Here is a 15,981-nt window from a genome sequence, read left to right as displayed (position 1 = left end):
CAGCGTCAGCTGAAATCGTTTAGGAGGTTTCTTGTGAGTAAACATAATGAGATTTTTGGTTCCGATTCACTTCATGAAGAATGTGGAGTTTTCGGTATTTATGATATGGGTGATAATCTTGATGTTGCCCGGCTTACGTATTATGGGCTCTACGCACTCCAGCACAGGGGTCAGGAGAGCTGCGGAATTGCTGTAAACAATATTGACGAGGACGGAAAAATCCAAATTCTGCAATATAAGGATATGGGACTGGTTCAGGAAGTATTCAATAGTTTTGTGTTAAATGAGCTTCAGGGCTGTGCTTCTGTCGGACATGTCCGTTATACAACGGCAGGTTCAAGCAGCCGTGAAAATGCTCAGCCTCTTGTTTCCAAATATCAAAAAGGTACGTTTGCTTTGGTTCATAACGGTAACCTTGTGGATATAGATAAAATCAGAAAAGAGCTGGAAGATAAGGGCGCGATTTTCCAAACCAATAATGACAGTGAGATAATTGCTCATCTCATGGCTAAAGAACGTATTAAGACTAATTCCACTGCCGAAGCTATGATGAAGCTTATGGGTGAAATCAGCGGAGCATACTCTCTGATTATAATGACGCCTAAGCGTATGGTTGTGGCGCGCGACCCTCAAGGATTCAGACCGCTGTGTATCGGTAAGATAAAGAATTCTTATGTATTTGCGTCAGAAACCTGTGCCCTTGATTCAATCGGGGCGGAGTATATAAGAGATGTTGAACCGGGCGAGGTCGTTGTTGTAGACGAGAACGGACTCAGTTCTTACAGGGATAGATGCGGACAGCCGACAGCTACCTGTATATTTGAGTATATCTATTTTGCTCGTCCTGACAGCATGATTGACGGCGGAAGCGTTCACGCTGCAAGACTGAATGCAGGTAAGTATTTAGCTCAGGAAAGCCCTGTGGACGCGGATGTTGTAATCGGCGTACCGGATTCGGGAATAGACGCGGCTTTAGGTTATGCAAGAGAGTCAAAAATACCGTATGGCGTTGGATTTATCAAGAACAGATATATCGGAAGAACATTTATAAAGCCTACTCAGGAAGAACGTGAGTCTGCATTGAGGATAAAATTAAACGCAATGCGTGAAGCGGTTGACGGAAAAAGAGTTATAATGATTGACGACTCTATTGTAAGAGGTACAACCTCAGGACGTATAGTTCAGCTTCTGCGCGATGCGGGAGCCAAAGAGGTTCATGTCAGAATTTCATCGCCGCCGTTTAAAAATCCTTGTTATTTTGGCACAGACATAGCCGACAGGAAATATTTGATTGCCTGTAAGATGTCTGTCGAGGAGACTTGTAAGCATATAGGCGCTGACTCTTTGGCATACTTGTCTATTTCGGCTTTATCAAAGATTGCCGAGGGAACAAAATGCGGCATGTGCGACGCTTGCTTTACCGGAAAATATCCGGTGTATGTTCCTCAGGAAAATAATAGATAATTGCCCTTTTGCGGCTTACAGAAAGGTAAAACATATGCAGAATGAAACAATAGTAATTATCGACTTTGGCGGACAGTATAACCAGCTTATAGCAAGACGTGTGCGTGAAGCAAATGTGTATTGCGAAGTTGTTCCGTACTCAAAAACTGTTGATGAAATAAAGGCTTTAAATCCTAAGGGAATAATTTTCACCGGCGGACCTAACAGTGTTTTTGATGATGACGCGCCGAAGGTGGATTCTCAAGTTTTTGAACTGGGTATTCCTATCCTGGGTATATGCTATGGCGCGCAGCTGATGAGCATGTCGCTCGGCGGTGTTGTTCACCATGCCGATACTCGTGAATACGGAGTGACGGATATAACACTCGACACAACAGGAGTTCTTTTTGACGGGATTGCAGATAAAAACCAATGTCTAATGAGCCACACTGACAAGGTGTATTCGCTTCCTGACGGTTTCAGAGTTGTGGCAAAGACAGAGGACTGTCCAATGGCGGCGTTTGAAAACGCAGAAAAAGGTTTTTATGGCGTTCAATTCCATCCGGAAGTTAATCACACTCCGTTTGGCAAAGATATGATAAAAAACTTTTTGTATAATGTATGCAAGCTTAGCGGAGACTGGACTATGTCTGATTACGCAAAGAATTATATAGAGTTTGCCAAAAATAAAATTGGGGATAAAAAAGTTCTGTGCGCTTTGTCCGGCGGAGTGGACAGCAGCGTTGCGGCTGTTCTGCTCTATAAAGCAATAGGCAAACAGCTTACTTGTATATTCGTGGACCATGGTCTGTTGAGAAAAGATGAGGGTGACCAGGTTGAGGATATATTCACTAATCAGTTTGACATGAACCTTGTTCGCGTTAACTGTGAAGACAGATTTTTGGACAAGCTGGCAGGAGTGTCAGACCCGGAGACTAAAAGAAAAATAATCGGCGAGGAATTTATCCGAGTCTTTGAGCAGGAAGCAAAGAAGATTGGTACAGTAGATTATCTTGTTCAGGGAACAATATATCCCGATGTTATAGAGAGCGGAGCAGGCGACGCGTCTGTTATAAAGAGCCATCATAACGTAGGCGGCTTGCCTGATTATGTTGACTTTAAAGAAATAATAGAGCCGCTCAGAAGTCTTTTTAAGGACGAGGTAAGACAGCTGGGAATGGAACTGGGAATTCCGGAGTATTTGGTATGGAGACAGCCTTTCCCGGGACCCGGACTTGCAATAAGATGTATCGGAGAGATAACCAAGGACAGGCTTGAGATATTAAAAGACGCCGATGCTATATTCAGAGAAGAGATTAGCAGAGCAGGACTGGACAGAGAAATAAACCAATATTTTGCAGTGCTGACAAATATGAGAAGTGTAGGAGTGATGGGCGATGAGCGTACATATGACTACACCATAGCATTGAGAGGGGTAACAACCACAGACTTCATGACAGGGGAGTGGGCAAGAATCCCATATGATATATTGGATATAGTAAGCAGAAGAATAGTAAACGAAGTCAGTCACGTAAACAGAATAGTTTACGACATAACTTCAAAACCCCCCGCAACCATCGAGTGGGAATGACCCATCATCACCCATAAATGGCTCAACCATGCGGTTTGCGAGCATTTGACACTGAAATTGGCAACGATTTGGCAACATTAAATTATCTATAAAAATAGGAGCTAACTGATTTTGATGTCGGTTAGCTCTTTTGTTGTTTATATGAATATTATATTACCAATTTAAAAAATCGTAAGCAAGGTTACCAAGTGTTATTAATTCAAAATCAAGATTTTTAGATGACTTTAAAATATTTGATATTTTTTTCTGGCATTGCATATATTGATTTGCTGTCAATTTACTCCAAACACAATCTTTAATATCAGCCTTACCAAGAATGATACTATCTAATGGGCAATCACAATTCGAAAAGTCAGGCGTTATGTAGTTTACAAAAATGTAGTCACTAAAAATATAAAGATATTTGAATGTCATATTAATAAGTTTTTGTGCAAGACCATATCTTGTAACATATTTATTTCCCGTTCCTATTATTTCATTGTTGCTAAATAACAGTGAAATTTCATAAATTAGGTTGCGAGAAAAAGTAAAATTGTTTTCGGTAATCAGCTTTTTTACATTTTGGCAAATTTCATCCTTTGTATATTGGAACATTGAAGCGTAATAGCGTCCAGCAGTCAACATATCCTTATATGCTAAATTAACGCATTTTGAAAAAACAATATCTGGATTATTTGTATTTGTGGTAACTCCCAATAAAGCACTTTCCAAAAATTTAACTTTCCAACTTTTCATTATGGTGCTCCTAAAAATTATATTTTGCTCTCTGGATAGTTATAACGCCAATTATCATATTCCTCTTTTGTTATTACACCATTCCTGTATTTGCGGGCAACTTTATTCCACGCACGAAGCATATCGTACACAGGAAAATAAGACGAGTTTTCTCTGTCTAATGTAAGACAAAGCTCGTCATCTAACATATTAACGGTCAAGCCGTATATGTCCTCTATTGCAAATAAGGTGTGCAGCAGAGCGTTATAATTATCAATATCCGGGAGTTTAATAGCCTGCGGAGATACGCCGAAAATATTTGCAATATCTTTTATCATTTCATCTTTAGGCGTTCTGACACCTATTTCATATTGTCCCACACGAGTTTCGGCGGTCTTTTCACTAAAACCCAGCTTCAATCCAAGCCATTTCTGCGTTGCTCCATGCAGGTTTCTTATAAATTTTATTCGTTCACCAATAGCCATTTTAAAAGCTCCAATCTCTGTATTATACTACACATTATAACATATTCGTTTGAGTTGGTCAACTATATAGAATAAAAAAGCTAATAAAATTTCAGAAAAACTATTGACATTATCGAATGAGTTGGTTATAATATATTTACATTATCTAATTTGTTAATGCAAATATATTTGCGAGGAGGCATTAAGATGGAAAAATACTTTTTAAGAGTTGATGAAGTCATGCAAATTCTTGGCGTTTCAAAGTCGTATGCTTATAAAGTCATTAGGAAACTGAATTCCGAATTGCAGCAGCAAGGCTATCATACGATTGCAGGCAGAGTCAGCAAACAATATTTTTTAGAAAAAGTACAATATCAAAGCAACGAAAGGAGAATGTGAGATGGCAATTTACAAAGATGGCGATAAATGGAGAGCCGTATATCGTTTTACCGACTGGACAGGCGAACGGAAACAAACACAGAAACGAGGCTTTAAAACCAAGCGTGAAGCACAGGCTTGGGAACGGGAACAGCTAAATAAAGCAAAAGCCGACATTGATATGACATTTGAAAGCTTTATTGAACTGTATAGAACGGATTTAGGGGCAAGAATCAAAGAAAATACATGGGAAACCAAGGATTCTATCATTGACAAAAAGTTAATTCCCTATTTTGGAAAAAAGCGAATGTCAGAGATACAACCCAAAGATGTGATATGTTGGCAGAATGAAATGATAAATCACAGGGATGAAAACGGGGAACCATTTTCTCCGGTTTATCTCAAAACTTTGCACAACCAGCTTAGTGCTATATTCAATCACGCAGTAAAATTTTATGAATTATCTCAAAATCCTGCGGCAAAGGTTGGCAATATGGGAAAAGCCAAAAACAAGGAAAAGGAGTTTTGGACAAAGGAGGAGTACTTGAAATTTGCTGATGAAATGATGGACAAGCCAATATCGTTCTACGCTTTTGAAATGCTGTATTGGACAGGCATCAGGCTTGGAGAATTATTGGCACTCACACCGGGAGATTTTGACTTTGACAAAAAGACCGTTTCCATAACAAAATCATATCAAAGGTTAAAAGGACGAGATGTTATAACAACGCCTAAAACTGAAAAAAGCAACAGGGTAATAGACCTTCCCGATTTCCTATGTGAAGAAATTCAAGAATTTATCAACAGTTTATACGGTATTCGTGCAAATGACAGGCTTTTTATGATAACGAAAAGTTATCTACATCATGAAATGGACAGAGGTTCACAGGCGCCGGGATAAAACGCATTTCCATCCATTCCATGCGGCACAGCCACATATCGCTTTTGATAGATTTGGGATTTTCGGTGGTAGCCATAGCAAACAGAGTCGGGCATGAAAGCATTGATATTACATACAATTATGCTCATATGTTTCCATCGGTACAAAAAGAAATGGCGGACAAATTGAACATTGAAAGGGGTGAGCAAGTTGTCAGCTAAAAATGTAGACAGGCACAACCGTTTTCGCAGTATCACCGTAGGATTCCGTGTATCGCCTGAAGAAAATGAGGAAATCAAGCGGGCGGTAGCATTATCGGGACTTTCAAAGCAGGAATACTGTTACCGGCGGTGTATGGAGCGGAATGTGGTTGTGCAAGGCAATCCGAGGGTGTTCAAGGCGCTTAGGAATCAAATGACGGAGATTTTGGAGGAACTGAAACGGATAGAGCGTGTTTCAGAACTGTCGGATGAATTTCTTGCAACGCTCAAGCTGGTTGCGGAAACTTATAACGGTCTTGAAGAAAAGAAAGAGCCTTAATGTATCGGCAAATACATCAAGGCAAGGAATGTGGTAAAACCACCATCCCAACAACGGTATTTTACCACATTCCTATTGATTTTTCAATGGGAGGTGAAAAAATTGAGCAATTTAAAACTAATCAATATGCAGGATGTTGCGGTGGAAGAAGTACAATGGCTACTGTATCCGTTTATCCCGTATGGAAAAATAACAATTATTCAGGGCGACCCCGGTGAAGGGAAAACAACGCTGGTACTGCAAATTATTGCACGGCTTACCAAAGGCGAACCCATCGTAAACGAAGCCGCAAAAGTGCCTGTCAATATAATTTATCAAACCGCAGAGGATGGGTTGTCGGATACCATCAAACCTCGGCTGTTATCCGCTGATGCGGATTGCTCGAAAGTGCTTGTGATTGATGATAGAGATGTACCGCTTACCATGCGTGATATTCGGCTGGAGCAGGCTATCATTGAAACAAATGCCAAACTCGTGGTGTTAGACCCCATACAAGGTTTCTTAGGTGCAGATGTGGATATGCACCGGGCAAACGAAATCCGGCCTGTTATGAAGCATATTGCAGAACTGGCTGAAAAGTACCAATGTGCCATTATTTTAATCGGGCACATGAATAAATCCGGTATCGGCAAGTCGGCATACAGAGGACTCGGCTCCATAGATTTTCAAGCCGCCGCAAGAAGCGTCTTGATTGTCGGCAGAATTAAGGAGGAGCCGGAAATACGGGTAGTCTGTCAAGTGAAAAGCTCGCTTGCACCCGAAGAAAAATCCATTGCTTTCAAATTGAGCGAAGAAAACGGTTTTGAATGGATAGGTGAATATGATGTTACGGCAGACGATTTGCTTTCCGGTGCAGCAAAAGGCACGAAAAAACAGGTGGCAATGGATTTTCTTGAAAATACCCTGTCAAACGGTCCGATGGCACAATCTGAGATTATGCGGATTGCCGCTGAAAAAGGCATATCCGAAAAAACCTTGAGAAATGCGAAAGAGGCGTTAAAGGTACAGTCGAAACGCTTCAATAATCAGTGGCATTGGAGCTTGGAATAAATACAAGATGGCAAGATGCCCTATTGTATAGAAAAGGTCACCTTGCCGCCTTACCATCTTGAAAGGATAGATATGAAATGAAAAATGTTCAAATCAGTTATGAACTGTTTGTCAAATTATTACTGTATCATCTGGCAGAAGATTATGATGATACAGAAGAAATTGCAAAAGGTCTGCAAGATAAGCTGGACTCCATGATACGGCATCAGCATTATACTGAGTATAAAACAGCCGAAACCGAAGAAGAAAAACAAGCGGCAAGGCAGAAATATTTGGATACGGTTGGTATGCACAAGGATTTTAGGTGGTAAATTTTACGCTAACCACTATGACAGGAATGTGGCACATTCCTGTAAACATAATTACGAAAAGGAGCGGCGATACGATGAAATCAATTTATGAACAAATGGGCGGTACTTACAAACAATGCGGTGATTACTTGATTCCGGATTTAACAATTTTAGAGGAAAAATTCACCATCGGGAAATATGGCAGGGCAAGGGAGCGATACCTTAAAGAGTATAGAAGATGTCATTACAGCTATCTTCTATCAACAGGAAATCTGTCCGAACATCTGCATGAAGTCGATGTTCAGGCACGGAAAATTTTAAAACAATTTATTAGTGCGGCAGAGAAATCTGCGCCTGATAAGGCGACACATCAAATGGAGTGGGTAGGACATTTTAATAACGTAAAAGCCTCTGCAGAAGAGGTCATAAATCACGAGCTGATTTATGTGTGAGTAGGAACGTAATGTTCTAATGTTCTAACAAGCATAGCATTTGGATGTCCAAATTCTCCTATTTAGTGCGCCGCCCTAATACCCGAAAAGACGAAAGGAGAATTTTTATGAGGGAAAGAAACCACAAAATGACGCTCCGTCTCAACGATAAAGAGGCGGAGCTGTTGAATAAAAAATCACAAATGGTCGGTGTTTCTAAAGAGCAATATTTGCGGATGCTGCTTTTGGGAGTGAAGCCAAAGGAAAAACCAACAGCAGATTTTTATAATATGACACGGGAGTTGAATGCGATTGGAAACAGCATCAATCAGATTGCAAAGGTGGCAAATGCAAAAGGCTTTATTCAGGTTCAGGCTTATGAGGAAAATGTGAAAAAGCTCAACGAGGTGCTGCTGGAGCTTTCCAGATACCAGATACTTCCCGAAAGGGGTGATGAAGCATGGCTACTACAAGAATATGGTCTATAAAAGGCAGGCTGGACAGCGTAATCAATTATGTCAAAAATCCGGAGAAGACAGACAGCGCCAAATATACGGATTCAGAATTACAGGCGCTGGAAGATGTTATCCGCTATGCTGAAAATGCTGATAAAACGCACCAGCGGTTATATGTTACAGGAATCAACTGTTCTTCGGATATTGCCCGTGACCAAATGATTATGACGAAAAAGCAGTTTGATAAAACGGACAAAGTTTTAGCTTATCACGGCTATCAAAGTTTTCCGCCCGGTGAAGTCACGCCGGATTTGGCACATGAGGTCGGCGTGGAATTGGCAAAAAGATTGTGGGGTGAGCGATTTCAGATTTTAGTTACAACGCATCTTGATAAAGATCATTTGCATAATCATTTCTGCCTAAATTCTGTTTCGTTTACCGATGGGGCAAAGTTCAGGGGCGGCATTAAAGCGTATAACATCATGCGTGATGCTTCGGACAAATTGTGCCGGGAGTATGGGCTGTCTGTCATAGAAAATCCGGAATACGGAAAATCCAAGCATTATGCGGAGTGGAAAGCTGAAAAGGCAGGCTTGCCAACGATGCGAGGTCAGATTCGGGAGGAGATCGACGAGATTATAAAATGCTCTTATACTTACAAAGATTTTTGGCGTATATTACAGCAGCGAGGGTATGAGGTTAAGTACGGCGAGAATGTGAAACATATTGCACTACAACCGTCGTATTCACAAAGGTTTGTCAGGTTAAAATCCTTGGGTGCAGATTACACCGAAGAAAAAATTCAAGAGCGTATCAGAATGGCAAGAATCGGCATCAAATCACTTTCGAGTCCATCTGTGGATTATAACGCATGGGCGAAAAAATACGAGCCGCAAAAATTACACGGCTTCAAGGCTTTGTATTATCATTATTTATATCTGTTCGGTCGAATACGCAAAAAGGAAACGCCGCAGAGAGTATCGTTCTATCTGCGGGAGGAACTTACAAAATTGGAACGGTATCAAAAGCAATTTAAATTCCTGTGTGAAAATGATATTGAAACGGTTGAACAACTTGCAGTTTTTCGAAAATCAGCAGAAGATGACATCCTGAAGCTGACCGCCGAACGGCAAATGCTTTATGATAAGCCGGACGGTGAAAAAGACATTAGGGACATTAATCTACAGCTATCCGAGCTACGGAAAAAGGTGAAGTTGTGCAAAGATATAGTTGAGGATTCCAAACGCATACAGGAAAAGCACAAACAAGCCGTACAGCTTGAGCAACAGGTTCAGGGGAAAAGTCAAGTGGTATACAAAAATTATTTTACAAGATAGGTTTGGAGGTCATTATGAAAACTATAAAAGCTATTATTTTAATCATTGCGGCAATGGTATTGCCGGTCAGCGCAATCGCAGCAGAGGTGCAGAGAGAATCGGCACCATGCTACACGAGCGAAGAAGCTATTATTGTGGCTGAGAATTTGATAGGCAGCATCTTTATTGAGGTGCAAAATAGATTGGGATATGCCGATGCAAGAGCAAAATCCAATGCCATACTTTTTGAAGCGTGGTTGAATGGACAGACGGGCGGCTATAGCTATGGTGAACTTGCGGATGTGGCGAACAATGCTATTCGGCAGTATCGGGATATGTATTTAAAACCGGAGTTTTATACGGAAAATATTGAACGAGTAAAAGCGATTATTTCGTCTGTGATTGATGAATATGTTGCGGAACGGATTGATTATCAAACAGCGGCTAAAAATGTCCATATCCGAATTTATCAATCAGTCAATCCATCGTTTAACCCAGAGGTGGAATTTTCAAAGGATACTTGCTATAGAGATATTCCGGCGGTGGACAGCGGTTTGTTTGCGATTGCAAGAAAATTGATATTGGAATCAAAATAAAATTTGCTTTAATGCCTATTCTGTTTTGTGGAATAGGCATTTTTGACAAATGACAAGAACGTGATTAGCAATTCGTATTAAATATCAAACAAAGATTGACAAATGGCAAGAAATGTGATATGATTTCTGTATCATAATAAGAATGAGGTATTCGGATGAATTCGATTGATATATTAAAAGAAATATCAAATTCAAATAATGGACTAATACAGACAAAAACTGCGCTTGAACAAGGTGTGAGTCGCGCGAGCTTGTCTAAACTTTGCAAGGATGGGAAAATTTCTCGAATTTCAATGGGGCAGTATGTTTTGTCAGAGGAGTTGCATGATGAAATGCTGTCGCTGCAGCTTCGCTCAAATCTGATTATCTTTTCGCACGAAAGCGCATTGTTTTTAAATAAAATATCAGAAAGAACACCGTTCGAGCATGCTGTCACAATTCCATCATCTAAAACGCTCTCTCGTTCAATTAGCAGCGAATGCAAAATTTATTATATCAAAGACGATCTGCACGAATTAGGAAAAACGCAATTACCTACAACAATGGGGAGTTTAGTTTGGACATATGACATGGAGAGAACTATTTGCGATATTATCAGAAGCAGAAATCGAATTGCAGATGAAACTTTTCTTTCTTCGATAAAACAGTATGCGTCAAGCTCTCATAAAAATCTTGCCAATCTTAGTTTGTATGCAAGTAAAATGGGAGTTTTATCACAGGTGAGAAGTTATATGGAGGTGCTGTTATGAGTAATGCTAAGGCGATGAGCCTAAAGGCAAAAATCAGAAATATTGCAAAATCAAAAAATATTCCGGCGCAGGTTATTTTACAAAACTATATGTTTGAACGGTTTTTAAACAGACTGTCTGTTTCTGAATACAAAGAGAAATTTGTATTAAAGGGCGGAATGCTTGTAGCTGCTCTTGTTGGATTGGACAATAGAGCAACTATGGATTTGGATACTACTCTTAAAAATTTGCCACTTACACCGGATGCTATTGAAAAAGCGTTAAAAGATATATTTGCCATAGACTTACATGATGATGTGATTTTTTCTTTAAAAGGAATATCACCAATTAGAGAAGACGACATTTATGGAGGATACCGGGTGGCGTTGGATGCTATATATGAAACTATTGTTACTCCAGTGACAATAGATGTTTCAACCGGTGATGTTATTACTCCGAGTGCTGTCAAATTTGATTTTACGGGCATATTTGATGAAGCATTGACTTTTGAAGTATGGGCATATAACATAGAAACTGTTTTGGCTGAAAAGATTGAAACAATTTTACGCAGAAGTATTTTTAATACTCGACCGAGAGATTTTTATGATGCGTACATATTGATTACAACGCAGAAATTTGACAAAGAGGTATTTCAAGAAGCATTAAAGAAAACTATTGAACATAGAGGGACAAGAAATCAGATAATGGCTTTTGATGATGCGATTACCGTGATTTTAGAAAGCTCGGATTTAAAGAAAATGTGGAGTAATTATCAAAAACAGTTTGATTACGCTAAAAATATTGAGTATGATAGTATAATTTCATCGTTAAAAGAAGCATTGAGATAACAGGAAATATTGGAGGAAAAAATAATGGCTGATACAAAAGTAATTGTAATCCCCGAAGGCAAAATTTGTGACTACGTAGATGGTAAGTTTCGTAATGATACCCCCGAAGAGTATGTTAGGCAAACCATTGAAAAGCGTCTTGTAAATGAGCATAAATATTCACCAAAGCAAATTAGTATTGAATATACTCTCCAGCTTGGTTCAAGAAAACCACGAGCGGACATTGTTATTTTCAATAAGGATTGTTCTGAAAAAACACAAGAAAATGTAAAATTGATTATCGAATGTAAAAAAGAAGCTGTAGAGGCTCGAAACGCTAAAGAGGGCGTAGAGCAACTAAAATCTTACATGTCTGCTTGCCCTAACTGCGAATGGGGCATGTGGACAAATGGCAAGCAAAAGGAAGTTTATAGAAAATTCAAAAATGATAAAGGGCAAATTGATTTTATGGACTATAACGATATTCCTTCTGCTGATGGTAGCTTGGATGACATAAATCGCCCAAAGAGAACATCTCTTAAAAATGCTTATGATGATAATCTTCTATTTGTGTTCAAGACATGTCATAATCACATTCATGTAAATGATGGTTTACAGAAACAACCGGCTTTCTTTGAACTGCTTAAAGTTATTTTCTGTAAAATTGAAGATGAAAGAAATATTCCCAATCCTCTTGAATTTTATACTACATCAGAGGAACGTTCTAATCCTGATGGGCAATTAACTGTAAAGAAACGTATATCAAAAATATTTGAGCGTGTTAAGAAAAAACATGGCAAAATATTTGATTCTAATGATGAAATCAAACTTGCTCCTCGTAGTCTTGCATATATTGTTAGCGAACTTCAAAAATACAGCTTGCTTAACACCAACATCGATATTAAGGGTAAAGCCTATGAAGAAATAGTTGGTGCCAACCTTCGCGGTGACAGAGGCGAATTTTTTACGCCTAGAAATGTAATGAAAATGGTTGTCGAGATGATTAATCCTAAAATGGAAGAGCGCATTCTCGACAGTTCGTGTGGAACAGGTGGGTTCTTGGTTACCGCTATGACACATGTAATTGGTGACCTTGAAATTGCATTTGCTGAACAAATATGTTCTCCACGTAAAGATTGGGACAATGATTCTATAAGGACTTTTAATGATAGAATTTCAGAAATGGCATCAAATTATTATTTTGGGTTTGATATAAATCCTGATCTTGTTAAAGCAACTAAAATGAATATGGTTATGAATAACGATGGAAGCGGTAATATTTTACAGACCAATTCGTTGCTTCCACCTCATGAATGGACAGATGAGTTCCGTACAAAGCTTGCAGAAGCGCTTGGAATTGATAAATCGGAAATGAGAAATTATAAAACGATAGGTTACTTTGATGTAATTGTTACCAATCCTCCGTTCGGAAGTAAAATTCCGGTTAAGGATAAAAATATTTTGGAACAGTTTGAACTTGCTCACATTTGGGAAAATAATAAGAAAACAAGAGTATGGACTATGACTGACCGTTTACAGTCCTCCGTTCCTCCTGAAATTCTATTTATTGAGCGATGCACACAGTTTTTGACTGAAGGTGGCAGAATGGGGATTGTGCTGCCTGACTCTATTCTTGGTTCTCCAGGACTGGGATATATTCGTGAATGGTTAATAAAGAACCATAGAATTATTGGTAGTGTTGATTTGCATGTAGATACATTTCAGCCGAGAAATGGTACTCAAACATCTGTATTGTTCTTGCAGAAGAAAACTCAAGAACAAAAAGATGCAGAAGAAAAAAGCGGAACAATGGCTGATTATAATATTTTTATGGCTATGGTTGAAAAAGTTGGACACGATAAGCGAGGTAATCCGACCTTTAAGCGAGATAAAGAGGGAAATGAAATACTTGTTCCGGATACAAATAGTATTTTGCTGGATGGTGAAACCGAGGAAAGTGCAGTAGTATCTCATGAACAGAAAAAGAAAGTTGAGGATGACCAAACTCCAGATGTTCCGGCAATCTTTGCTGATTGGAAGAAGCAGGAGGGATTGTCATGGTAAATAATATTACTGAGAGTAAAGATTCTCTTAAATGGTGTTCTGTTTCTTTGGCAGATGTAATATCACGAGGAAAACGCCTCGAAGCAAGTGTTTTTGATGTAGAAGCAAAACGGGCTCGGCAGATAATAGCAAACGGCAAATATCCGCTTACAACTATTGGCGGAGAAAAAGGATTGACAACATCATATACGGGTGCTAGATTTAAACGAATTTGGGTTGAGAATTCGGATATGCCAATATATCAACCATCAACAATAGTTGATATTAAGCCCACACCTGATGGTTATATTTCTCATTTAACACAAACTAATATTGACGCTTTAAGAGTACATAAAGGTCAGATTTTAATGACTTGTTCAGGGACAATTGGAAAAGTTTCGTATGTTTCTGAAACGCTAAATGATTTAATTTTCAGCCATGATTTACTTAGAATAGACTGTAAGCACAATGTAGATCAAGGATACATTTACGCTTATTTAAAAAGTAAAATTGGCAATAAAATTCTACTTACAAATAGTTATGGTGCTGTTATTACACATATAGAACCTGAACACCTTTCATCAGTTCCGATTCCTAATGCTCCTGATGAAGTTAAAGGAAAAATTAATGATTTAGTAGTAGAATCATATAAATTGCGTGACGAATCAAATGATTTGATTGATGAAGCGACAGAATTGCTGATACAAGAGTTAAAACTACCACCAATAAAGGATTTCAATGTAGATTATTACAAAATGGATGCTTCTGTAGGCACGTTTAGTATTAAATTAAGCCACATGTGTGGAAGAGCTGATGCTTCATATCATGTTCCGATTGTTGCTGCAATCGTTGAACATCTTAATAAATATGCCGCGGAAGTGACCAATATAGGTGATAAACGAATAAGTAAGGATATAATTCTTGCAGGTGTTTTCAAACGTACATATGTTGAAGAAGGTTATGGCTATCCTTTTTTAGGAGGCAAAGAAATAACACAGTTAAATCCCAAGACTGAAAAGTATCTATCTAAACCGATTCATAAAAAACGTTATGAAAAGGAACTAAAAGTTACGGAGAATACAATTTTGGTAACCGATAGAGGTACAATCGGAATAACTACTCTTGTACCAAAGCAGTGGAATGGATATGCAGTGAGTCAAAATGTGTTAAAATTAATACCCGCTAACGAAAAAATTGCTGGATACATCTATATTTTTCTAAATAGTGAATGGGGTAATGAGTTGGTGCGCAGACAAACTTATGGCTCTGTTGTAGATATGATTGATAATAATAGCTTAGCTTCTGTTGAAATCCCATTGCTTAAAAATGAAGACATTCAAAAAAAAATTAATGGCTTGGCGTTAGAGGCAAACAAAAAGCGATATGAAGCATATCTTTTAGAGCAAGAAGCTTTAAGGATTATGGATGAAGAAGTTATATACGCTAGGTAGGTGAAGAAAAAGTGGCTGGATATAAAGACTGGATTGAGGCAATAAATATTAATATAGATTATTTTTCTGCTTTTATGAAAGCATGGGTTGCTTTTAATGCTTGGTACAAATTTAGTGGAGAAATTCCTCCGGGAACAGATCAAAAATGTATTGAGTACATTTCCGAACAAAGCAATCGTTTTAAAACATATATGACAAATTTATTAAATGCGACGGATTCTGAAGGTCTTACATATCAAGATAATCTTGTAAAACTGCATGAAGCTCTGTTGAATGCAGCAATTACAACGCAAGAGTTCATTGGGGTTAGACAACAAATATCATTTTCTGAGGTAGCAGTAAAAAACAAGAATAACTTAGAAAAATTTGATTACTCAAATATACATTATAAGTGTTTACGCTCACAAGGCAAATTAACAACCACAGTGAAAAATAATCGTACAGGATTAGAAATTCTACATATTGAACAAGACGAATACGATGAGGAAACTTTAAAGCAACAATCGATATTTATTCAATTGTCAGATACTCAAAAAACTAAATGTTTACAATGTTACAAAAAACTTAATCCATATATAATTACTAGTGTTTTAGATACATCAGAAGAAGCTAGAAAGATAGGAGTATATAGCTTCATAAATGATTCTAACAAAAGAAGTCAAGCAATTATCACAATTCTTTATATGCTACGATGCTGTCTAGCTCATGGTGATATTTCACCCGACGAGGCAGCAAACAGAGTTTATAAGTATGCATATGAAGTTATTGACCACCTTTAAAGAAA

17 protein-coding genes and 1 pseudogene are annotated in these 15,981 nt (G+C 38.4%); 16 read left to right on the top strand and 2 right to left on the bottom strand.

Annotated features, from left to right (window positions below; translation table 11 throughout):
* Nucleotides 1–33: 33 nt before the first annotated feature.
* The gene (purF, locus tag B9O19_RS02690; RefSeq protein WP_281254333.1) at nucleotides 34–1,464 is read left to right on the top strand and encodes an amidophosphoribosyltransferase; all 1,431 of its coding nucleotides are present in this window, start codon (nucleotides 34–36) and stop codon (nucleotides 1,462–1,464) included.
* A 34-nt stretch (nucleotides 1,465–1,498) separates the two neighbouring features.
* Nucleotides 1,499–3,034: a glutamine-hydrolyzing GMP synthase gene (gene guaA / locus B9O19_RS02685; protein WP_102366587.1), complete on the top strand. Its 1,536-nt coding sequence runs from the start codon at nucleotides 1,499–1,501 to the stop codon at nucleotides 3,032–3,034.
* 153 nt (nucleotides 3,035–3,187) lie between these two features.
* Here the strand turns inward: guaA and B9O19_RS02680 are convergent, their stop codons facing one another.
* The gene (locus B9O19_RS02680; protein WP_102365000.1) at nucleotides 3,188–3,769 is read right to left on the bottom strand and encodes a hypothetical protein; all 582 of its coding nucleotides are present in this window, start codon (nucleotides 3,767–3,769) and stop codon (nucleotides 3,188–3,190) included.
* A 17-nt stretch (nucleotides 3,770–3,786) separates the two neighbouring features.
* The gene (locus B9O19_RS02675; protein WP_102364999.1) at nucleotides 3,787–4,233 is read right to left on the bottom strand and encodes a helix-turn-helix domain-containing protein; all 447 of its coding nucleotides are present in this window, start codon (nucleotides 4,231–4,233) and stop codon (nucleotides 3,787–3,789) included.
* Nucleotides 4,234–4,419: 186 nt separating this feature from the next.
* On the opposite strand from B9O19_RS02675, the gene B9O19_RS02670 reads away from it, so the two are divergent.
* The 14 genes and pseudogenes from B9O19_RS02670 to B9O19_RS02605 all read left to right on the top strand — a co-directional run bounded on the left by B9O19_RS02670 (nucleotide 4,420) and on the right by B9O19_RS02605 (nucleotide 15,976).
* Complete coding sequence (locus B9O19_RS02670; protein WP_102364998.1) at nucleotides 4,420–4,611, top strand: hypothetical protein; 192 nt, start codon at nucleotides 4,420–4,422, stop codon at nucleotides 4,609–4,611.
* A gap of 1 nt (nucleotide 4,612) precedes the next feature.
* Nucleotides 4,613–5,691, top strand: a pseudogene (locus tag B9O19_RS02665) (site-specific integrase).
* The gene (locus tag B9O19_RS02660; protein ID WP_102364997.1) at nucleotides 5,681–6,010 is read left to right on the top strand and encodes a plasmid mobilization protein; all 330 of its coding nucleotides are present in this window, start codon (nucleotides 5,681–5,683) and stop codon (nucleotides 6,008–6,010) included. The pseudogene B9O19_RS02665 and the gene B9O19_RS02660 overlap by 11 nt, the downstream one beginning before the upstream one ends.
* A 126-nt stretch (nucleotides 6,011–6,136) precedes the next feature.
* Complete coding sequence (locus B9O19_RS02655; protein ID WP_102366586.1) at nucleotides 6,137–7,060, top strand: AAA family ATPase; 924 nt, start codon at nucleotides 6,137–6,139, stop codon at nucleotides 7,058–7,060.
* A 77-nt stretch (nucleotides 7,061–7,137) separates the two neighbouring features.
* Nucleotides 7,138–7,371, top strand: a complete 234-nt coding sequence (locus B9O19_RS02650; RefSeq protein WP_102364996.1) for a complexin-2 — start codon at nucleotides 7,138–7,140, stop codon at nucleotides 7,369–7,371.
* A 74-nt stretch (nucleotides 7,372–7,445) separates the two neighbouring features.
* Nucleotides 7,446–7,802: a TnpV protein gene (locus B9O19_RS02645; protein ID WP_158648899.1), complete on the top strand. Its 357-nt coding sequence runs from the start codon at nucleotides 7,446–7,448 to the stop codon at nucleotides 7,800–7,802.
* A gap of 107 nt (nucleotides 7,803–7,909) precedes the next feature.
* Nucleotides 7,910–8,269: a plasmid mobilization protein gene (locus B9O19_RS02640; protein ID WP_158648898.1), complete on the top strand. Its 360-nt coding sequence runs from the start codon at nucleotides 7,910–7,912 to the stop codon at nucleotides 8,267–8,269.
* Nucleotides 8,242–9,573: a relaxase/mobilization nuclease domain-containing protein gene (locus B9O19_RS02635; protein WP_102364993.1), complete on the top strand. Its 1,332-nt coding sequence runs from the start codon at nucleotides 8,242–8,244 to the stop codon at nucleotides 9,571–9,573. Before B9O19_RS02640 ends, B9O19_RS02635 begins: the two co-directional genes overlap by 28 nt.
* A 14-nt stretch (nucleotides 9,574–9,587) precedes the next feature.
* Complete coding sequence (locus tag B9O19_RS02630; RefSeq protein WP_102364992.1) at nucleotides 9,588–10,148, top strand: hypothetical protein; 561 nt, start codon at nucleotides 9,588–9,590, stop codon at nucleotides 10,146–10,148.
* A 155-nt stretch (nucleotides 10,149–10,303) separates the two neighbouring features.
* Entirely contained in the window at nucleotides 10,304–10,897 is a 594-nt protein-coding gene (locus B9O19_RS02625; protein ID WP_102364991.1) for a type IV toxin-antitoxin system AbiEi family antitoxin domain-containing protein, read from the top strand.
* Nucleotides 10,894–11,724, top strand: coding sequence for a nucleotidyl transferase AbiEii/AbiGii toxin family protein (locus B9O19_RS02620; protein ID WP_245862987.1), 831 nt, complete (start codon nucleotides 10,894–10,896; stop codon nucleotides 11,722–11,724). The genes B9O19_RS02625 and B9O19_RS02620 overlap by 4 nt, the downstream gene beginning before the upstream one ends.
* A gap of 24 nt (nucleotides 11,725–11,748) precedes the next feature.
* Nucleotides 11,749–13,767, top strand: a complete 2,019-nt coding sequence (locus B9O19_RS02615) for an N-6 DNA methylase (protein WP_102364990.1) — start codon at nucleotides 11,749–11,751, stop codon at nucleotides 13,765–13,767.
* Nucleotides 13,761–15,197 carry a restriction endonuclease subunit S gene (locus tag B9O19_RS02610; protein ID WP_102364989.1) on the top strand — a complete coding sequence of 479 codons (1,437 nt, stop codon included), beginning with the start codon at nucleotides 13,761–13,763 and terminating at the stop codon, nucleotides 15,195–15,197. The genes B9O19_RS02615 and B9O19_RS02610 overlap by 7 nt, the downstream gene beginning before the upstream one ends.
* Nucleotides 15,198–15,208: 11 nt before the next feature.
* Nucleotides 15,209–15,976 (top strand): hypothetical protein, encoded by a 768-nt coding sequence (locus B9O19_RS02605; protein WP_102364988.1) that lies wholly within the window; start codon nucleotides 15,209–15,211, stop codon nucleotides 15,974–15,976.
* The last annotated feature ends 5 nt before the right edge of the window (nucleotides 15,977–15,981 follow it).

The sequence above is a fragment of the Monoglobus pectinilyticus genome (genome assembly GCF_002874775.1).
GTDB classification, from domain to species: domain Bacteria; phylum Bacillota; class Clostridia; order Monoglobales; family Monoglobaceae; genus Monoglobus; species Monoglobus pectinilyticus.
The sequence above is the reverse complement of the archived record's forward strand: the minus strand, read 5'-3'. Positions and strand labels throughout refer to the sequence as shown.